Source organism: Enorma sp., from assembly GCF_982429025.1.
The window spans coordinates 1-17,527 of sequence record NZ_CEWCAA010000045.1 but is presented as its reverse complement, the minus strand read 5'-3'; the positions used below and the strand labels follow the sequence as shown (position 1 = coordinate 17,527).

16 protein-coding genes are annotated in these 17,527 nt (G+C 62.9%); 2 read left to right on the top strand and 14 right to left on the bottom strand.

Annotation, left to right across the window (positions count from 1 at the left end; translation table 11 throughout):
- Positions 1-93: 93 nt before the first annotated feature.
- Positions 94-855, bottom strand: coding sequence for a nickel pincer cofactor biosynthesis protein LarB (larB, locus tag AC1VS5_RS07655; RefSeq protein ID WP_481218256.1), 762 nt, complete (start codon positions 853-855; stop codon positions 94-96).
- A gap of 128 nt (positions 856-983) precedes the next feature.
- On the opposite strand from larB, the gene AC1VS5_RS07650 reads away from it, so the two are divergent.
- Positions 984-1,310 carry a hypothetical protein gene (locus AC1VS5_RS07650; protein WP_019129189.1) on the top strand — a complete coding sequence of 109 codons (327 nt, stop codon included), beginning with the start codon at positions 984-986 and terminating at the stop codon, positions 1,308-1,310.
- A gap of 65 nt (positions 1,311-1,375) precedes the next feature.
- Here the strand turns inward: AC1VS5_RS07650 and AC1VS5_RS07645 are convergent, their stop codons facing one another.
- The 9 genes from AC1VS5_RS07645 to hisD form a co-directional block, all read right to left on the bottom strand.
- The gene (locus AC1VS5_RS07645) at positions 1,376-1,741 is read right to left on the bottom strand and encodes an arsenate reductase family protein (protein ID WP_481218255.1); all 366 of its coding nucleotides are present in this window, start codon (positions 1,739-1,741) and stop codon (positions 1,376-1,378) included.
- A gap of 167 nt (positions 1,742-1,908) precedes the next feature.
- Positions 1,909-2,226 carry a phosphoribosyl-ATP diphosphatase gene (gene hisE / locus AC1VS5_RS07640; RefSeq protein WP_276868622.1) on the bottom strand — a complete coding sequence of 106 codons (318 nt, stop codon included), beginning with the start codon at positions 2,224-2,226 and terminating at the stop codon, positions 1,909-1,911.
- 232 nt (positions 2,227-2,458) lie between these two features.
- Entirely contained in the window at positions 2,459-2,785 is a 327-nt protein-coding gene (gene hisI / locus AC1VS5_RS07635; RefSeq protein ID WP_329740038.1) for a phosphoribosyl-AMP cyclohydrolase, read from the bottom strand.
- 211 nt (positions 2,786-2,996) lie between these two features.
- On the bottom strand, positions 2,997-3,779 hold the full coding sequence (gene hisF, locus AC1VS5_RS07630; protein WP_472925173.1) for an imidazole glycerol phosphate synthase subunit HisF: 783 nt from the start codon (positions 3,777-3,779) through the stop codon (positions 2,997-2,999).
- Entirely contained in the window at positions 3,779-4,525 is a 747-nt protein-coding gene (locus tag AC1VS5_RS07625; protein WP_204665651.1) for a 1-(5-phosphoribosyl)-5-[(5-phosphoribosylamino)methylideneamino]imidazole-4-carboxamide isomerase, read from the bottom strand. The genes hisF and AC1VS5_RS07625 overlap by 1 nt, the downstream gene beginning before the upstream one ends.
- A 32-nt stretch (positions 4,526-4,557) precedes the next feature.
- Complete coding sequence (locus tag AC1VS5_RS07620) at positions 4,558-5,304, bottom strand: glutamine amidotransferase-related protein (RefSeq protein WP_481218254.1); 747 nt, start codon at positions 5,302-5,304, stop codon at positions 4,558-4,560.
- A gap of 116 nt (positions 5,305-5,420) precedes the next feature.
- Positions 5,421-6,116 (bottom strand): imidazoleglycerol-phosphate dehydratase HisB, encoded by a 696-nt coding sequence (gene hisB / locus AC1VS5_RS07615; protein ID WP_022348916.1) that lies wholly within the window; start codon positions 6,114-6,116, stop codon positions 5,421-5,423.
- Positions 6,113-7,228, bottom strand: coding sequence for a histidinol-phosphate transaminase (gene hisC / locus AC1VS5_RS07610; RefSeq protein ID WP_481218253.1), 1,116 nt, complete (start codon positions 7,226-7,228; stop codon positions 6,113-6,115). Before hisC ends, hisB begins: the two co-directional genes overlap by 4 nt.
- 2 nt (positions 7,229-7,230) lie before the next feature.
- Positions 7,231-8,760, bottom strand: a complete 1,530-nt coding sequence (gene hisD / locus AC1VS5_RS07605; protein WP_481218252.1) for a histidinol dehydrogenase — start codon at positions 8,758-8,760, stop codon at positions 7,231-7,233.
- Positions 8,761-9,308: 548 nt separating this feature from the next.
- Here hisD and AC1VS5_RS07600 point away from each other — a divergent pair.
- Positions 9,309-10,454: a Kelch repeat-containing protein gene (locus AC1VS5_RS07600; protein ID WP_481218251.1), complete on the top strand. Its 1,146-nt coding sequence runs from the start codon at positions 9,309-9,311 to the stop codon at positions 10,452-10,454.
- Positions 10,455-10,499: 45 nt separating this feature from the next.
- Here the strand turns inward: AC1VS5_RS07600 and hisG are convergent, their stop codons facing one another.
- The 4 genes from hisG to AC1VS5_RS07580 form a co-directional block, all read right to left on the bottom strand.
- Complete coding sequence (hisG, locus tag AC1VS5_RS07595) at positions 10,500-12,389, bottom strand: ATP phosphoribosyltransferase (protein WP_481218250.1); 1,890 nt, start codon at positions 12,387-12,389, stop codon at positions 10,500-10,502.
- Between the two features lie 468 nt (positions 12,390-12,857).
- Positions 12,858-14,342: a transglutaminase-like domain-containing protein gene (locus AC1VS5_RS07590; protein ID WP_481218249.1), complete on the bottom strand. Its 1,485-nt coding sequence runs from the start codon at positions 14,340-14,342 to the stop codon at positions 12,858-12,860.
- A 381-nt stretch (positions 14,343-14,723) separates the two neighbouring features.
- Complete coding sequence (fba, locus tag AC1VS5_RS07585) at positions 14,724-15,590, bottom strand: class II fructose-1,6-bisphosphate aldolase (RefSeq protein ID WP_019129176.1); 867 nt, start codon at positions 15,588-15,590, stop codon at positions 14,724-14,726.
- A gap of 120 nt (positions 15,591-15,710) precedes the next feature.
- Positions 15,711-16,382, bottom strand: a complete 672-nt coding sequence (locus AC1VS5_RS07580; RefSeq protein ID WP_481218248.1) for an MBL fold metallo-hydrolase — start codon at positions 16,380-16,382, stop codon at positions 15,711-15,713.
- Positions 16,383-17,527 lie beyond the last annotated feature (1,145 nt).

The following is a 17,527-nucleotide window of genomic DNA, read 5'->3' as shown; positions in this document are numbered from 1 at the left end:
CCTCTGGCGCAGTTCCGCAGCAAAAAAAGGCCCAGGGGGCCTTTTTTGCGAGGACTGTCTGAGCACAGAGGATAGAGGGCGGCGTGCCTGCCGTTACCTCTTCCCCGGCAAATGGTTGATCAGCGAAGCCTGATACGCCGCGCCGAAGCCATTGTCTATGTTGACGACGGAAACACCACTCGCGCAGCTATTCACCATAGCGAGCAACGCCGTGAGCCCGCCGAGGTTCGCCCCGTAACCCACACTCGTGGGCACGGCGATGACCGGGCAAGCGGCAAGGCCCCCCACCACGCTCGGCAGCGCGCCCTCCATGCCCGCAATCGCGATGATCACCTGTGCACGGGCGATCTCCTCACCATGACGAAGCAAGCGGTGTATGCCCGCAACGCCCGCATCGTTCACGCAGGTCACGCTGTTGCCCAAGAAACGCGCTGTCAGCACCGCTTCCTCGGCAACGGCGATATCGCTCGTGCCAGCCGTTAGCACCAGAATCTCGCCGTTTCCATCCGGCTCAGGGAGCTCTCCCACCACGCCCGCATGGGCTTCGGCGTGATAGGCGAACGAGCAGCCCATCTCGGTAAGCTCGGCAGCCTTCCGTTCATCCATGCGCGTGATGAGAATGCGCTCCTGCCCCGCCCCTCGCATGGCGTCGACGATTCCCGCAATCTGCGCGGCGCTCTTCCCTGCGCCATAGATCACCTCGGAAACGCCCGTGCGCACGCCGCGCTCGGTGTCTACTTGCGCATAGCCCAAATCTGCGACGGTGCCCACGCGGACGCGCTCCACCAGCTCGCTCGGGGAAAGCTCCCCCGCCGCGACGGCCCGCGCCAGCGATTCCAGATCCGATGCGTCCATTGCGTTCCTCCTCTGTAACCTTTTCATCTATGGTAGCAGCTGCCGTATAATCGGGTATCAGCGCGCAGAGAGGGCACCGAACCGCCTGCGACCTGCAGTGGCAACGAACAACCAGTTGGGAGCATGATATGAGCGAGCACTTCGATGCGAATCAAATCGACGAGGCGAAAGACTCCGAGCAGTTCCATCGCACGCCCGGCCCAGCCCTCCCCATCATCTCGCTCGTTGCCAGTATTGCGGGCGCGGCAATCGGCTATTACATCAATTGGCCGGTCGGCGTCGTGCTCGTTATCACGAGCATCGTATGCGGGGTTCTCGCGCGCAAGCGTCGTGCCCCGTATCGCTGGGCCGCAACGGTCGGCATCATCATCAGCGCACTCTGCCTGGTCGTCTGCGTCGTCGTGGTCAGCATCGTGATGTATCAGATGCAGCAGATGAATAGCCTGCTCTCCTAATATGAGATAGTTGTGCCAGGAGAAACTGTCTCTGGCACAGACGTGTGAACACGCTCGGCTGCAGGCTACAGGAACGCCGCTTCCCATGCGGGCTCGCGAAATCCCACGAGCACGGTATCGCCCGCCACAACGATCGGACGCTTGACCAGCATGCCATCCGTTGCCAACAAGGCGCGGGCATCCTCATCGGACATTCCCGCATCGAGCTTGGCCTTCACACCGAGCTCGCGATACTTCATGCCGCTCGTGTTGAAAAAGCGCCGCACCGGTAGGCCGGACCGCTCCTGCCAATCGGCTATCTCGGCTGCTTGCGGATTGTCCTCCACGATATGGCGATCGATGTAGCTCACGCTATGATCGTCCAGCCACTTCTTGGCCTTCCTGCACGTCGAGCACTTGGGATATTCAATAAAAAGCACCTCGGTTGCCATGAGCACCGCTCCTCCTAATCGCGCCGTCATCCATCGGCCGCCCAATGTTCCAGCCCGATTGTACCCCGGAGCATGCAAATGATGCCATACGGATGGGCGGAGGCGAGCACGTTCCAGGAAAGCAAGCGATGCGCTTGCGTGTCGCGCATGCAGAGCGGACAGCGCTCCTACCGATGGCGTGCGTCGAGCTCGCCAGCGAGTTCCTCGATGGTGACACCGTAGCGCTCGAGCGTGACCAGCAGATGGTAGACGAGATCCGCCGCCTCGTAGCGAATATGGTCGTGATCTTCGTCCTTGCACGCCATAACGACTTCGGTCGCCTCCTCTGCGACCTTCTTCAGCAGCTTGTCCTCCGGCCCCGTGAGGAGACGCGCGGTATAGCTCGTCTCGGGCGATGCCTCGCGACGGCCGTGAATGACCTCGGCCAAGCCCTTCATCGTGACGCCGATATCTCCAGGCACGACATTTGCCGTTCTCTCTCCCATGTTCATCCTCCAAATCCGCGTTGAGCACCCGCACGCCCCGCTATGCCCGTTCTTCCCGCGCGCAAACGTCGGCAAATCCATTGAACCGCAGAACAGATTTCAACTTTTGGGCACTCGAACACGAGTCGCTCATATAGCCCTGAACTGACCGCCTCGATTACCTGCGCGTTTGCGAAACCAGATTACCCGCTACTCGCATCATCCCCAATAAAGTGCCCAAAAGTTGAAAACGCTATTCTGCGCTACCGAGATGCTGGAAAAAGCAGGTACGGTTGCCGGTGTGGCAGGCGGGACCGGGCGAGTCGACCTTGACGAGGAGGGTGTCCGCGTCGCAGTCCGCGAGAACTTCCTTGACCTGCTGCATGTTGCCGCTCGTGGCGCCCTTGTTCCAGAGCTCCTGGCGGCTGCGACTCCAGAACCACGTGGTCCCCGTCTCCTGCGTGAGGCGCAGCGATTCGGCATTCATCCACGCCACCATGAGCACCTCGCCGGTGTCGTACTGCTGCACCACTGCCGGAATGAGCCCACGGTCGTCGAAGGTCAGGTCGTCGATGGTCATTTTGAACTCCTTTTGCGCGAGTCAAGATGGTCGAAATGGGACGGGGTATGTGCGATCAGTGAGACCGTGAGGCAGCGATGCGGGGGAATCTACCACGCTGTTCCGCACATGAGTCAAAAATGAGTCAAAACATACCCGTCCCATTTTGCACCATTTTGCATCATGAGACAGTTTGACCCGGCACAACTGTCACGCTTCATACCCCGTGGCGCTAGAAATCGAGCCGCACGGGGATGCCCTGAGCCGCCATGTACTCTTTCACCTCGCGGATGCTGAACGTACCGAAATGGAACACGCTCGCCGCGAGGACCGCGTCGGCCTCCCCTTCGATGATTCCCTCGGCGAAGTGCTCGAGCGTTCCCACACCGCCGGACGCGATCACGGGAATGGGCACCGCACGTGCCACCGCACGCGTGAGCGCGAGGTCGAACCCCTCCTTGGTGCCGTCTCGATCCATGCTGGTGAGCAGGATCTCTCCGGCGCCGCGGCGCGCCGCCTCCTCCGCCCACGTCACGGCATCGATGCCCGTCGGCGTGCGCCCGCCTGCGGTGTAGACCTCCCAGCGGTCTGCTCCCGGGGCGCCCGGCTCGCCCACGCGCTTCGCATCTATAGCGCAGATGACGGCCTGACTGCCGAACGCAGCAGCAGCTTGGGTGAGAAGCGAGGGGTCCTTCACCGCTGCCGAATTGAGCGACACCTTGTCGGCACCGGCCGCGACCATCTGGCGCATGCCAGCGAGGTCACGAAAACCGCCGCCCACCGTATACGGTATGGAGAGCTCCTCCGCTGCATGAGCCGCCATGTCGATCGTAGTCGCACGGTTATCGCTCGTCGCCGTGATATCGAGGAAGATCACCTCGTCGGCGCCCTCGCGGTCGTATGCCGCAGCGAGCTCTACCGGGTCGCCGGCATCGCGAAGCGCTACGAAGTTCACGCCCTTCACCACGCGTCCGTTTTTCACATCCAAACAGGGTATGACGCGTTTGGTAAGCATCAAGCCTCTCCTCCCTCGGCGGCAGCGAGGGCCTCGGCCAGGCTGAAGGCCCCCTCATACAGCGCACGCCCCGTGATAGCGCCCTCTATTGCCTCTGGGCCCGCCGCCGCGAGCGCGCGGATATCGTCGAGCGACGAGATGCCGCCCGACGCCACGACGGGAAACCCGGCGACCTGCGCCACGCGCCGGTACGCTTCGGCATCGATGCCCGTCTGCATGCCATCGCGCGCGATATCAGTGAATACGAGATGCTTGAACCCAAGGCTCGAAAGCTCTCCCACCACGTCTTCGACGCTGCGCGACACGCCCTCGCGCCAGCCGTTCACCTTCACCTCTCCATCGCGCGCGGCCACATCGGCAACCAGCAGACCTCCGAACGCACGGGCTGCCACCTCGGCAAACCCCGGCTCGCGCACCAGAACCGTGCCAAGCGCGATGCGTTTGCAACCGAGCGCCGCGAGCTCATCGATGCGCGCAAGCGAGCGAACGCCGCCGCCGATATCCACCGAGAGGCCCTCGACCGCACAGATCGCCTCGATAGCACGGGTATTGGCCTCGCGCGCCTCTTCGTCCTCCTCGAGCGCGGCAGAAAGGTCGACGACGTGCACCCATGTTGCACCTTGCTCTGAAAACGAGCGCGCCACGGTAGCGGGATCGTCGCTGTACACCTTCATATGCTCCCGGTCGCCGCGCTCAAGGCGCACCACCTTGCCGGCGATAAGGTCGATAGCAGGAAAGAGAATCATGTTCACCTCCGCAGGTAAAACGGATTGTTGAATTACTCCAGTCCCTTTGATAACCTCGCCAGCTCGACGAAGTTCTCGAGAATCTGATGCCCGTGCGCCGACGATTTCTCAGGATGAAACTGGCAGCCGTAAAGGTTGCCGCGGCACACGACGGAAGCGAAATTCCGGGCGTAGTGCGTCAGCGCGACGGCATCGGAGGGATCGATATCGGTTTCCACCGCATAGGAGTGGGTGAAGTAGACGTTCGTGCCCTCGGCGAAACCCTGGAGCAGCGGATGCCTCGACCCGGAATGCGTCAGATGGACCTGGTCCCAGCCCACGTGCGGCACCTTGAGGCGCCGCGAGGGCAAAACGGTGCACGAGCCGTGCAACAGTCCCAGACCCCGCACCCAACGGCGGCCCTCGGCCTCGAAGACCGTGCCCGGGGCAAGGCCCGCCCCGTACGAATCGGCTGATTCAACTGCGGCGCCATCCGTGGGAACGCCTTCGCCTCCGCGCTCGAAGAGCAGCTGGAGCCCGAGGCAGATTCCCAAAAACGGCACGCCCGCTCCGCCGCGAACCGCATCGAGCACCGCCTCGTCCTGGCCCGATTCGTGCATGAATGCGATCGCATCGTAAAACGAGCCGACGCCCGGTAGCACGAGGGCATCTGCCGTACGGATCTGCGCAGGGTCGTCGGTCACGAGCGCCTCGGCGCCCGCGCGTGCCAAGCCGCGTGCCACGGACGACAGGTTTCCCTTGTGGTAATCGATAACGGCTATCGTGGGGGCGTTCGCCATGACTTCTCCTTCAAACGATCAAACGTAGAGATGAAACGTAGACACCGGGTGTTGGCGTTTCATGTGAAACGTAGACACCGGGTGTCGGCGCTTCATGTGCGAATCACGCGCAGCCTCTACAGCGAGCCCTTGGTGGAAGGGATGCCGCGCACGCGCGCGTCGTACTCGCAGGCATGGCGCATAGCGCGCCCGACGGCCTTGAAGGCGGCCTCTATGATGTGATGCGAGTTCGCGCCCGCAAGCTCGCGCACATGAAGCGTCACACCGGCATCGCGCGCAAAGGCGTAGAAGAACTCCACCGCCAGCTCGGTGTCAAACGTGCCCACGCGCTCGGTGGGAAGCGGAAGGTCGCAATACGCCTGGCCACGGCCAGAGATATCGACCGCCGCCATGACGAGCGTCTCGTCCATCGGGATGGCTACATCGGCGAAGCGCGCGATGCGCGCCTTGTCGCCGAGCGCCTGGGCGAAGGCACGACCGAGCACGATACCCGTGTCTTCGACGGTATGGTGCGCATCGACCTCGGTATCGCCCAGAGCCTCAACCTTAAGATCGAAGAGCCCGTGACGGCCAAACGCGTTCAGCATATGGTCGAAGAACGGCACCCCCGTATTGATATCGCAAGAACCGGTACCATCGAGCGTGAGCGTGAGCGTGATATCCGTCTCGCCCGTCACGCGCTGGACCGTTGCCGTGCGTGCGCTCGCCGAGAAGAGCTCGTCGAGACCGGCGCTCGTACGCGCCGCGCTTTCGGCGGCCGTGGCAGTGGAGGTCGTTTTAAGGTCGCGCGGCTGCTTCTTGTAGATGGTCATGAGGCATCCTCCTCCAAGAGCTCGGTGAGCGCGGCAAGAACCGCATCGTTTTCCTCGGGAGTACCCACGGTGATGCGCAGGCAATTCAAGAGCCCGGGGGCGTAGCTGAAGTCACGCACCAGAATAGAATACTCGTCCCGCAGCCGCTCGCGCACGTTTCCCGCCTCTGGCACGCGAACGAGGAGGAAATTCCCTTGGCTCGGCCAGACGCGCCCGAGCGGCTCGGGCGCGGTGCGGGCGAGCAGGCTGGAAAGCGCCGCGCGCAGCCGCTCGCGCTCGGCGCGAATCTGGGCCACCACGGGCGCGTAGACGTCGCGAGCTCGCACCGCCGCCAGCGCAGTCGCCTGCGTGAGCACGTTCACCGAATAGATCTGACGCACCGCCGAGAACACCTCGATGACGTCGGGAGCCGCGAGCACGTAGCCGCAGCGAATGCCCGCCGCGCCGAACGCCTTCGACAGCGTTTTGAGCACGACGAGATTCCCATGGCGCGCGAGAAGCGGCACTGCCGAGGTCCCCTCGTCTGCGAACTCCCCATATGCCTCGTCAACGAGCACGATGCCCGGGCAAGCATCGCAGAGGCGCTCCACCGCATCGAGCGGGAAGAGGTCGCCAGTAGGGTTGTTCGGCGAGGTCACGATGACGAGGTTCGCCGTCTGCGCCGCGCGCACGAGGTCATCCACCCGGGGCGCGAAGGACTCGGGATCACGAGCGACGGATAGCGTTTCGGTCTCGACGAGCGAGGCAAAGAAAGCGTACTCGCTAAAATCGGGCGGGCAGGTAACGAGCGCGCGCCCGCGCCCCCCGAAGGCAAGCAGCACGTTGAAGAGCAGCTCGTCGCCCCCGTTGCCCACGCAGACCTGCTCGGGCTCCAGGCCATGCCAGCGAGCAAGCTCGGCACGGAGCTCGCCGGAAAGCGGATCTGGGTAGCGGTTGAGCGGTGTCGAGGCGAGGGCTGCGTCGATGGCATCGCGCACGCCCGCAGGCAGCGGATAGGTGTTTTCGTTAGCCGAAAGGTTGATGCTCGTGGGCGTGAACTTGGGGTCGTACGGCTCGATATCCACGAGATGCGGCTGGACGAGTGCCCGCATGGCGGGAGAGAGCTGGGCCATGGCTACTCCCCTTCCCGAGCGGAATCGGAAGCCCCGGAGCTCGTCGCGGAAGCGCTGACGGCGGCGCTGGCGTCATCGCCCGCGCCGGCAACCGCGCCCGCGGCCGCATCGGCGCCTGCGGCCGCATCGGCCAGCCCGGCGGCAACGGTCCGGGCATCGTCCTCGGGCCAGGCAACCTGCGTGAGGTCCACAGCGGCAAGCGCATCGAGCCCCACGGATGCCACGCCGCATTCCAGCTTGCGGCGACGAAGCCCCACGGAAAGGGCATGCGCCCAGAGGCCCTCACCCTCGGCGAGCGTCTGCGTCGCAGGCGCGTCGCTGAGCAGACCGGCGGGCGTATAGCATACGACCGATGAGCGCTTGACGAAATCGTCGACCGAAAGCGGGCTCGAGAAGAGAGCGGTACCGCCCGTAGGCAGCGTGTGATTAGGACCGGCCACATAGTCGCCAAGCGGCTCGGAACTCCAGGCCCCCACGAAGATCGCGCCCGCGTTACGGATACCGCCCAGAAGCCCGAGAGCATCCTCGCAGTGAAGCTCAAGGTGCTCCGGCGCCACCGTGTTCACCGCGTCGACCGCCGTGGCTATGTCCGGGGCGATGACGATGGTCCCCTCGTTGTCGAGCGAAGCGCGCGTGATCTCCTCGCGAGGGCTCTGCGCCACGAAGAGCTCGATGGCGCGCTCGACCTCTGCCGCAAAGGCGGCGTCGCAGGTGATGAGATAGCAGGCGGCAAGCGGATCGTGCTCCGCCTGGGCCATGAGATCGGCTGCGACCACGGCAGGCTCGGCGGTGGCATCGGCGAGCACGCAGACCTCGGATGGGCCGGCGGCCATATCGATTCCCACATCGCCCGAGACGAGCTGCTTGGCCGCGGCCACGTAGGCGTTACCGGGACCAGTGATGACATCGACCTTTTCGATGCTCTCGGTGCCGTAGGCGAGCGCGGCGATGGCCTGGGCGCCTCCCACGGTATAGATCTCGTCCACGCCTGCGATGCGCGCTGCAGCGAGCGTCTGGGGCGAGATGCCCCCGGTCTCGCTCATCTGCGGGTCGTTCTGCGGGGGCGTCACCATCACGATGCGCTCCACGCCGGCGACCTTGGCCGGAATGATGTTCATGAGTACCGTGGAGGGGTACTGCGCACGGCCACCCGGCACGTAGACACCGGCAGCAGCCATGGGCGTCACCTTGACGCCCAGCATCGTGCCGTCGGCGCGCGTCGTGAACCACGATTGCTCGACCTCGCGCTCGTGAAACGCGCGGATCTGCGCCGCCGCCTTCTCGAGCGCAGCGCGGAAGCTTGGGCTCACAAGCTCGAGCGCACGCTCCAGCGCCTCCTGGGGCAGGCGCAGCCCCTCGAGCTCGACGCCATCGAACTGCTTCGAATAACCACGCAGGGCGTCGTCGCCGCGCTCGCGGACATCGGCCACGATAGAGCGCGCCGAGGCGACCACGGCATCGGGCAACACGCCCTTGCGAATGAGCTGCCCCGCGCGAAGGCGCTCGCCGGGTGCCAGGGTGATAGTCTTCATGCTACTTCCAATCAGCGCAAAAGGCGCCCGCCACCGCGTGCGCCGTGAATATTCCCGTACACTTTAGCATGGTAAAGTTTCATCCACAAAACGGGACGTTGCGGGTGCTGAATGGAAACAATCTGCACATCGGCAGGTGAGACAGTTTGACCCGGCACAACTGTCTCATTACCAAGCGGGCATGCCGATAAAGGGGACCGCGCCGCGAACGGCACCGTCGCGAGCGCCTGCCTCTCCGACATGCTCGCCTACTCTATCGACGTCACCGAGGAGGCGAACACCACCGCTTCCGACGACACCTATAGGGGCGCCCCTGCAGCGGCACATGGCGCGCCGGCCTCATCGATGCGGAACGCTGGGCAACCGGAGCTGCCGCTCTCGCCGTGCAGACAGCAGGTGCCCAGGCCTCCATCCCCACGCTGGCGGACGCTGAGGCGACGTTTGGCACCCCAGTGCCGCGCTAGACCTATTTTGTATCCCCGCTATCGTATACTCAGGGCAGATCGGGCCGCACGCCCCGATCTCAGCACGAGGGCTAGGGGGTCATTATGGAAGCCATCACGCGTCGAGGTCTTGTGGGTGCCGGGATGTTTATGGGCATGACAGCGCTTGCAGGCTGCGGTTCGCAGCCGCCGGAGCCCGTCGAAGAGGATACCGAGAGCATCGAAGAGCCCAAGCCTCAAGAGAGCGAGCTCGCGCCCGAGCAACTCGCTATCATGGAAGATGGTGAGCCGCTGAGCGAAGCGGCGATCAGCGCCAACTGTGCACTCTCCCAGGGCTTTGCGACCACCGACGGGTACTGGGACTATATCTGCGGCGGGGCGGGCATCTATCGCCTGCGCCCCGGCGGCTCCGAACTCGAGCGGGTATGGGAGGGCGACGACTTCCATACGGCCAATGACCTCTGCGCCACCGGCGGCGCCCTCTATTTCGCCGGGTGCAATGTCGACGGGCGGAATGCCGATACCATATTCCGCATGGATACCGACAGCCTCGAAACCGAGGGCATCCGTTCCTTCCCCGAAGACTCCGCATCGGGCCTCGACCTCGTGCTCGCCGTCATCGGCGGGCGCGTCTTTTTCGCCGATAGCCACTACGACGACAACGGCGCCACGGTTTTCTCGACCGCCCTGGACGGCAGCGACGAGCGCGAGCTCTGGAGCACCGTGCGCTCGCTTCCAACGTACGCATTCACTGAGGACGCCATCTGGTGCGCCGCGGGCGGCGCTGACGACCCCGCGATCGAACGTTTCGACCTCGCCTCGCTAGCCGCGGAGACGCTCCTCGACAGCAGCTCCGGCCTGACGAGCGTCAACCGCATCGTCGCCATCGACGACGCGATCTATTTCGACGCCGGGCTGAACGGGGAGCCCGGCATCTTCAAGCTCGAAGCAGGCGGGGAGCCCGTGCACGTGAGTTTAAACCATCTCCTGGGCGCGGCAGACGGCTACCTCTACACCTATGGTTCCCCGGGGGAGAGAAGCCTGGATGTGAACTATACCTTCACGCGCATCGACCTCGCGACGAACGAAGAGGTGCCGTTCGATTATCCCGAGCCCTACAACACCCATAACTCGTCATTCCAGTTCTACGGTTTCGACAGCCGCCTGCTCATCAACGTCGGCGACCGCGCCTACGTGGTCTCACCCGAGGGCGAAACCCTCTTCCAGTACACCTTCGCCCCCGAAGGATAGGGCAGCTCAACACAGGGGTTCAACGCCCCGCCCGCGAGCAACGTGTTACCCGCGCTGCCCGCGGGCGGCTGCATACGCTGCGAGCCGATCAGCGAGCATGCGCACGCGCGCATCCAGGCGAGCACGGCCGGGATTCACGAAGAACCGTGCCGTGCACTCCATGAGCTCGCCTGTGATAACGAGATTGTTCTCGCGAAGCGTGGTGCCCGTGGCCGTGATGTCCACGATGCGGTCGGTCATGCCCACAATGGGCCCGAGCTCGATATTCCCGTGAAGCGTCACGATGTCTGCCGCGATGCCCCTGCTCTCGTACCACGCGCTCGCGATGCGCGGGTACTTGGTGGCCACGCGAAGGCACCCGCGGCGCGCATAGGCGCGGTCGGCCGCGCCCGCTCGGTCTGCAGGCTCGGCCTCGATGAAGCGGCAGGCGCCGTAGTGCATATCGACGAGCTCGAGAAGGCCGAGATCCGCCTCGATAAGGGAATCGCGGCCGCAGAAGCCGCAATCGGCCCCGCCGCCCGCCACGAAAGCGGGGGCATCTGTAGCGCGCACGATGATGAACTCCACATCGCCTATAGACGGCCCCGTCAGCCGCGCGGTCGCGCTGGCACCCTCGCCTTCGGGTTCCACACCGGACGTCGCACCGCCCTCGGGGACCTCGCCGCCCGCCATCTCGCCACGCAAATCGCGAGCATGGATGATGAGGTGGCGCCCCGGGTCGCGCAGGCCCGATACGTCGAGCCCCACGGCCTCAAGCGCGGCGATGGTTCCGGCATTGAGCGAACCCTTGGGAACCGCGATGCGCAAGGGCTCCTCCATGGCGCGGGCCACGGCGTGGTCGGCGCTCGCGTCTCGCGCGTCCTCGCTTGCCGTGCACGCGCCTTCCAGCCGCTCGAGCGAGAAGGCGAAGCCCGCTGCCGGCACGCGGTCGAGCTCGGGAAACACTCCATCAAACGCCGAGTCGTAGCGACCGCCCGTACCAACGGGATCGGGCAGGTTGCCGGCATAGACCTTGAGCACGAGACCCGTGTAGTAATCAAAGGAATTCATGATCGAGAAATCGAAGGAAAGAGCGCCGTCCAAGCCGAATGGGGTCGCCGAGCTAGGCAGCGTTGAGCCGGCTTTGCCCGTCTGCGCACCCACGGCATCAGATGCCGCGCCAGCGCCCTCTCCATCCTTAGTGAAGCGCTGTTCCAAGCGTTGCACAAGCGCCCTGAGCTCTCCGGTCAAGGGCTCCTCGATTCCCGCCAGCACAGCAAGCTCGTCAACGCGGTCGAGTGCCTCGATGCCCCCGTGCAGCCGCGGAAGTTCGGAGATGGCCCTGCGGAGCGGCTCGCCGATGGAGCTCTGGGCAAGGCGCGCATCAAGGTCGACAAGGTTGTTCGCGTGCACGAGCGAAAGCACGTCGCTCGAGAGCGACGCATCCCCGCAACGGGCGAGAAGCTCCATGAACGGGCGAACGCTCCCGAACACGATACGCCACGAGGTAAGGCCCAGAGCCTGCAGGGATTCGATCACCAGCGAGACCATCTCAACATCGCCCGCATCGCCGCCCTCTCCGATGAGCTCGAAGCCCAGCTGCGTGAACTGGCGGGCCGCACCGGAGTTGCGCGGCTGCGCGCGCACGAGCGGAGCCTCGTAGCGCAGACGAAGCGGCAGCGCGGCATCCCGCAAGCGCGTTGAGACCAAGCGCACGATGGGAAGCGTGTTATCGGGACGCACCACGAGCAGGCGCCCGTCGTCGTCAAACAGCTTGAACGGGGTATCGGTGATGCGGCCGCCGCGATCGAGCGAGCTTTTGTCTTCGAGCAGCGGTGTCTCGACAGGAAGATATCCATGGGATTTGAAGCACCCGGCAACCGTCTGCGCGATCTCCTCGCGCGCCTGGGCCTCCTCCGGCAAGATATCCCGGAATCCCCACGGTGTCGTCTTCATGAGCTCAAGCCCCTCTCATCGTGCTTGCGTGCGGCCATCACGCCGCGCTCGCGCGTCGTCCATGTGTATCACCAGTCGCTGTACTTTACCACACTGGAGTATCCGCTTGGAAAACAAAAGGTCAACACGGTGGCACGTGAACGTAACGACCCGGCCGGCTATCTCACGCCCACGCGCTCGGAATCAGGCTAGAGCGGCTTCGACACCGCGATTGCTCCAACCGGCGGCATGCCATTTCAACTTTTGGGCACTCCGACGCAAGACCGCCGAGTAGACCATTGAAGCGGAAGGCCACTACCAGGCATTTTGTCGATACGTTTCCCTTGGCTACTTGGCAACACCGTCCCAAAGTGCCCAAAAGTTGCAACAAGGCCCAACATAGCTTGAGAAAAGAGCGCGCAATGCCTGGATGAGAGCCCCAGGCCGCCCAAAACCATGCAGAACCCCCTGCGCCAAGGAAACCAGACGCTACACCGCGCTACCTTCCCAGGGCAGCTCTTCCATGCCGAGCAACTCGACCGAGCGCACATACGAGCCGGCGTCGACGCTCCGCTCCCCCACGGTCGCCTCGCCGACCTGGTTGTCGTATGGATCGATGCGAACTCCCGGGCCAACGGGATCGAAGACGGCCTGGTAGCGCTGGCAAAGAACCGTGCGCCACGGGTCAAGGTTGCCGAAGAAGAACCGGCGGCGCTCCTCATCGCCCATACGACGGGAAGAAGAGCCGAACGAGCAATCCGCCCAGGCCCAACCGATGGAAGGTGTATAGAAAAGCGCCCAATCGTGAGGGCCGATGTCGTCGGGGGCGCTATACAGGCCGCTCTGCCACCGCGCCGGAATGCCTAGCCTTCGGCAGAGCGTGACAAACACAAGGGCCATCACACCGCAGTCTCCGCGCAAACCGGAGAGCGCGTAGTCCACGATGCCATCAAGATAGAGATATGCAGGCTGATAGCGGTAGTCTACGTTGCCCGTCACCCAGAGGTAGACGGCACGCGCCACCTCAAGCGGGTCATCGCTCAAGGCTTGGCGGCGAATATGGCGGGCCACGGCATCGACGATCGGCGAAAAGCGCACATGCGGCGGCAACTCGGCGAGGTCGTCTTCGGTCGGGGCGGGCAACGGAGCGGCGACACCCGATTCGCATGCTGCGCGGGCGGCCTTGATGCCCTCAGTACTCCAAAGATCGACATACGGCGCATCGATGCGATAGCGGTATGTGATAGAGCGCGCACCGGGACCTGAGAATTCCCAATATGCAGTTCGCGCTTGCGCATCCGAAGCCGAAATGCGGGCACCCGGGCTCACATCGAGCACCTCGACCGAACGCTGCTGGGCGGCATCTACGGCGAGGGGAAGCCAGATGCGCACCGTCTCTTCCGGCGCGGCATCTGTGACCTCCATCGATGCGCGAACGGTAATGCGACGCGAGGCGCCGCCCACCCGTGCCATCTCGGCACGCAAAGCCCGGCGCGGAGCCTGGTCGCGCACCGCAGGGGCAAGTCCGGGCACCTCCGCGGCATATGCACGCAGGCCATCGATAACAGAAGGCAGGTAGCGCACCTCTCCCTCGATGATGCGCCAATCGATGCGCCCCGCAGCCTTCAAGCGCTCAAGATCGGCATATGAGATGTTGGGGCATTCCTTAGAGAGCTGCTTCAACGCCTCGTCCTCGGGCACGCAATACTGCGAGCCGAGCCGCGCGAGGCGATAGAGCTCCAATCGCAGGCGAGCCGCCACCTCGGGCATCGAGGCGCGCTCGAGCGCTGCGCGACACGCCTGCGCTGCATCACGGAGCCTACCAGCCTCCTTGAGCCGAGCAATATCCGATGGAAGGGGTATATCCAGGCTTTCGGCATCTGCGCTCAGCGCCTGCTCGCCAAGAGCATCGCTCCATGCGGCACGCGCGGCGAACACCCCCTCGTCTTTCATCGACGCAAGCACACGCTCCATAGCGACAACCTTCCTGCCAGAAAACCCTTGCAAATCGACCCCATAGTATCACGCGCGGGCGCGAGCGCAGCGATGCGCCAGCCCCCTAGCACGCGCGAGCACAGCGATGCGCCAGCCCCCTAGCACGCGCGAGCACAGCGATGCGCCCGGCTCCCGTGCACGCGCGAGCGAAGCGATGCGCCAGCCCCCACGCACGCCCGATGGCGCGCAGCGCCGAGGGCCCAAGCCCCTCGCGCCCCTACACCTCCGCCCACAAGCGAGTAAACGCAGGAAGCCCCGGCTTCCTCCTGAGCGCTTCCGCAGCAGCTCGGCTTTGCCGAGCTGCGAGGACCAGCGAAGGAGGAAGCCGGGGCTTCCGTAGGGAGTGCACCCCTTGTTGGCTTACGCCTGATTCACCGAGCCAAACTCCTCCATGAGGGCCTTGGTCTTCTCGACAATGGCGTCACGGCCGGGCTTGAGCAGCTTGCGCGGGTCGAAGCCCTTGCCCTCGAGGTCCTTGCCGGCCTCGACGTACTTGCGCGTGGCAGCAGCAAAGACGAGCTGCAGGTCGGTGTTCACGTTGATCTTGGAGACACCCATGGAGATGGCCTTCTTGATCTGGTCCTCCGGGATGCCGGAACCGCCGTGGAGCACGAGCGGAAGATCGCCCACCTCGGCCTTGATCTCGGACAGGCGCTCGAAGGAGAGGCCGGCCCAATCCTCGGGATACACGCCGTGGATGTTGCCGATGCCGCAGGCAAGGAAGTCGACGCCGAGCTCGGCGATCTGCTTGCACTCGTTGGGATCAGCGAGCTCGCCGTTGGAGGTCACGCCGTCCTCGGTGCCGCCGATGCCGCCGACCTCAGCCTCGATGGAGATGCCCTTGGAGTGGGCGAGCTCCACGAGCTCCTTGGTGCGGTCGAGGTTGAGCTGGAAGGTCTCCTCGTGGGAGCCGTCATACATGATGGAGGTGAAGCCGGCCTCGATAGCCTTGAAGCAGTCCTCATAGGAACCGTGATCGAGGTGGAGCGCCACAGGAACGGTCACGCCGGTAGCCTCGACGGCAGCCTTCACCATATCGGCGCAGACCTTGAAGCCGCCCATCCACTTGGCAGCACCAGCGGTGCACTGAATGATCAGCGGGCTCTTGGCCTCTTCAGCAGCCTGGAGAAGAGCGAGCGTCCACTCCAGGTTGTTGGTGTTGAAGGCACCGAGAGCATAATGTCCGGCCTCAGCCTTCTTGAGCATGTCAGCTGCATTGACGAGCATATGAACCTCCAAAAATGGACTGGTCTAAGACACACATAGGATACCACTCACCGATTAATCCGTGGCGCTCATCGACACATGAAAGACGTCGCACCGAACGCCCTCGCGAGCCCTTTGTGGCTATCCCTGCATGAACGGATTCACTGCGAGCTCGCGGGCGATGGTGGTCGACGGGCCGTGGCCGATGAAGCAGGTCGTTTCGGGCGGGAGCACGCGCGCCATCTTGGCAAGGGAAGCAAGGATGGTCTCTTCGCTTCCGCCGGCAAGATCGGTGCGGCCATGGCTCCCCGGAAAGAGCGTATCGCCCACGAATGCTATAGGGGCTCCCACTCCCCGCTCGTCGCCCTCCGTTGCGCCGGGATGCTCCGTATAGAGCACGATACCGCCAGGCGTATGGCCGGGCGTCGCGATGACCGTGAACACAACGTCGCCGACCGCGACCGTATCGCCCTCATGCAGCAACCGGGTCGGAACGCCCGGATGTTCCGTCTCAATGCCCCACGCGCGCTGACGCTCAATGTTATCGGCCACCATATCCATGTCGTCGGCAGGGAGCATGAAGGGGCATTCCTCGCCCAGAACGCGACGCATACCCGCGACCCCGCCCACATGGTCGGCATGTCCATGGGTGCACACGATGCCCGCGATGCGGACGCCTTCGTGACGCTCCGCAAAATCGCGCGCCAGCTTCTCGCCCTCCCAGGCGGGGTCAATCACGAGAGCCTCGTCGCCCGCGACAACAAAATACGTATTCGTTTCGATGGGTCCATTGACCACGCATTCAATATTCATGTCAGATTTTCTTTCCCATATATCTATTAACTCTTGATTTTATAAAAAGCACCCAAATCAATGATTTGGGTGCAGCTCCTTACTTGCTCTCCATTGCTCTGCCACAGCGTTATTAACCAAAATCACCTAATGCGATAATTCATCTTCCAAACCTCAACCGTTCCAAAGCCCCTCATTCCTACTTGGGGAAAATACTCCCCTCCGGATCCAGTCGACCGTACCGACAGATTCGTAGGCGCAAGCGTGCTGTATGAATTTGGGAAAGACAAGGTCTTATAAGTACGGTAAACAACCACATCACCCACGACGTTCCCGCCCATCACGCCAGAAAAAGTCCAGTACACATCAAGAACGTCCTCTTGCATTGCACGGCGAAGCGACGGGACAACAGCTCCATTTGAATCAGTCTCAAACCGCCATCCGCAATCCGCTACAGACATTTCATCCGCATGGGCGCAACTCGGAATTGATGCCCAAACAGCTAGTGCCAGAATCACACCCATGCATACGCGAGAGCTTAGTTTAAAACAATCCATGCTGGCCCGCATAATTCTGTCCTCTCACACTACCGTATCCGATAATTGCATTTATAAAACTTGAGACATCCTCCTGAGCCACAATCGGTGCAACTAAGCTGCAACGTCAAAGTGCACTCATCAGGATAGATTCGCGAATAGCTATTTGGAAAAGCGAGTTGACGATATGTCGGATACAGCAATGGGTCATTATGGGAGCTATCACTATAGCAAATATAATATGCATATGTATCCAACACATCTTCATACATCATGCGAGGGGAGATTTGATTTGCGGAATTATCAACAAACCCGATGTTGCCACTCGCCTCCCCCAAGCTTGTTGCATACACATTCACGGGCAGGGCAAATGTGGCAGACAGAATTGCCATCGCTGAGAAAGCCACTATCTTGCTACGAATAAGGAATCTTAAACCCATCAGTTCAGCCAATAATCTTCGTGGCATAATATCCTCCTCTCAAATGGAATATGTTTTAATAATATGTTAACAATGTTATAAAGTGAGGAGGAATTGGATGAGCGGCGGGAAAACGCTTCCGAAGGAGCTAACTCTAGCGGTAATCGGGGCGGGAGGAATAATTGGGTGGGTTTTATTCAGCAACTATCCC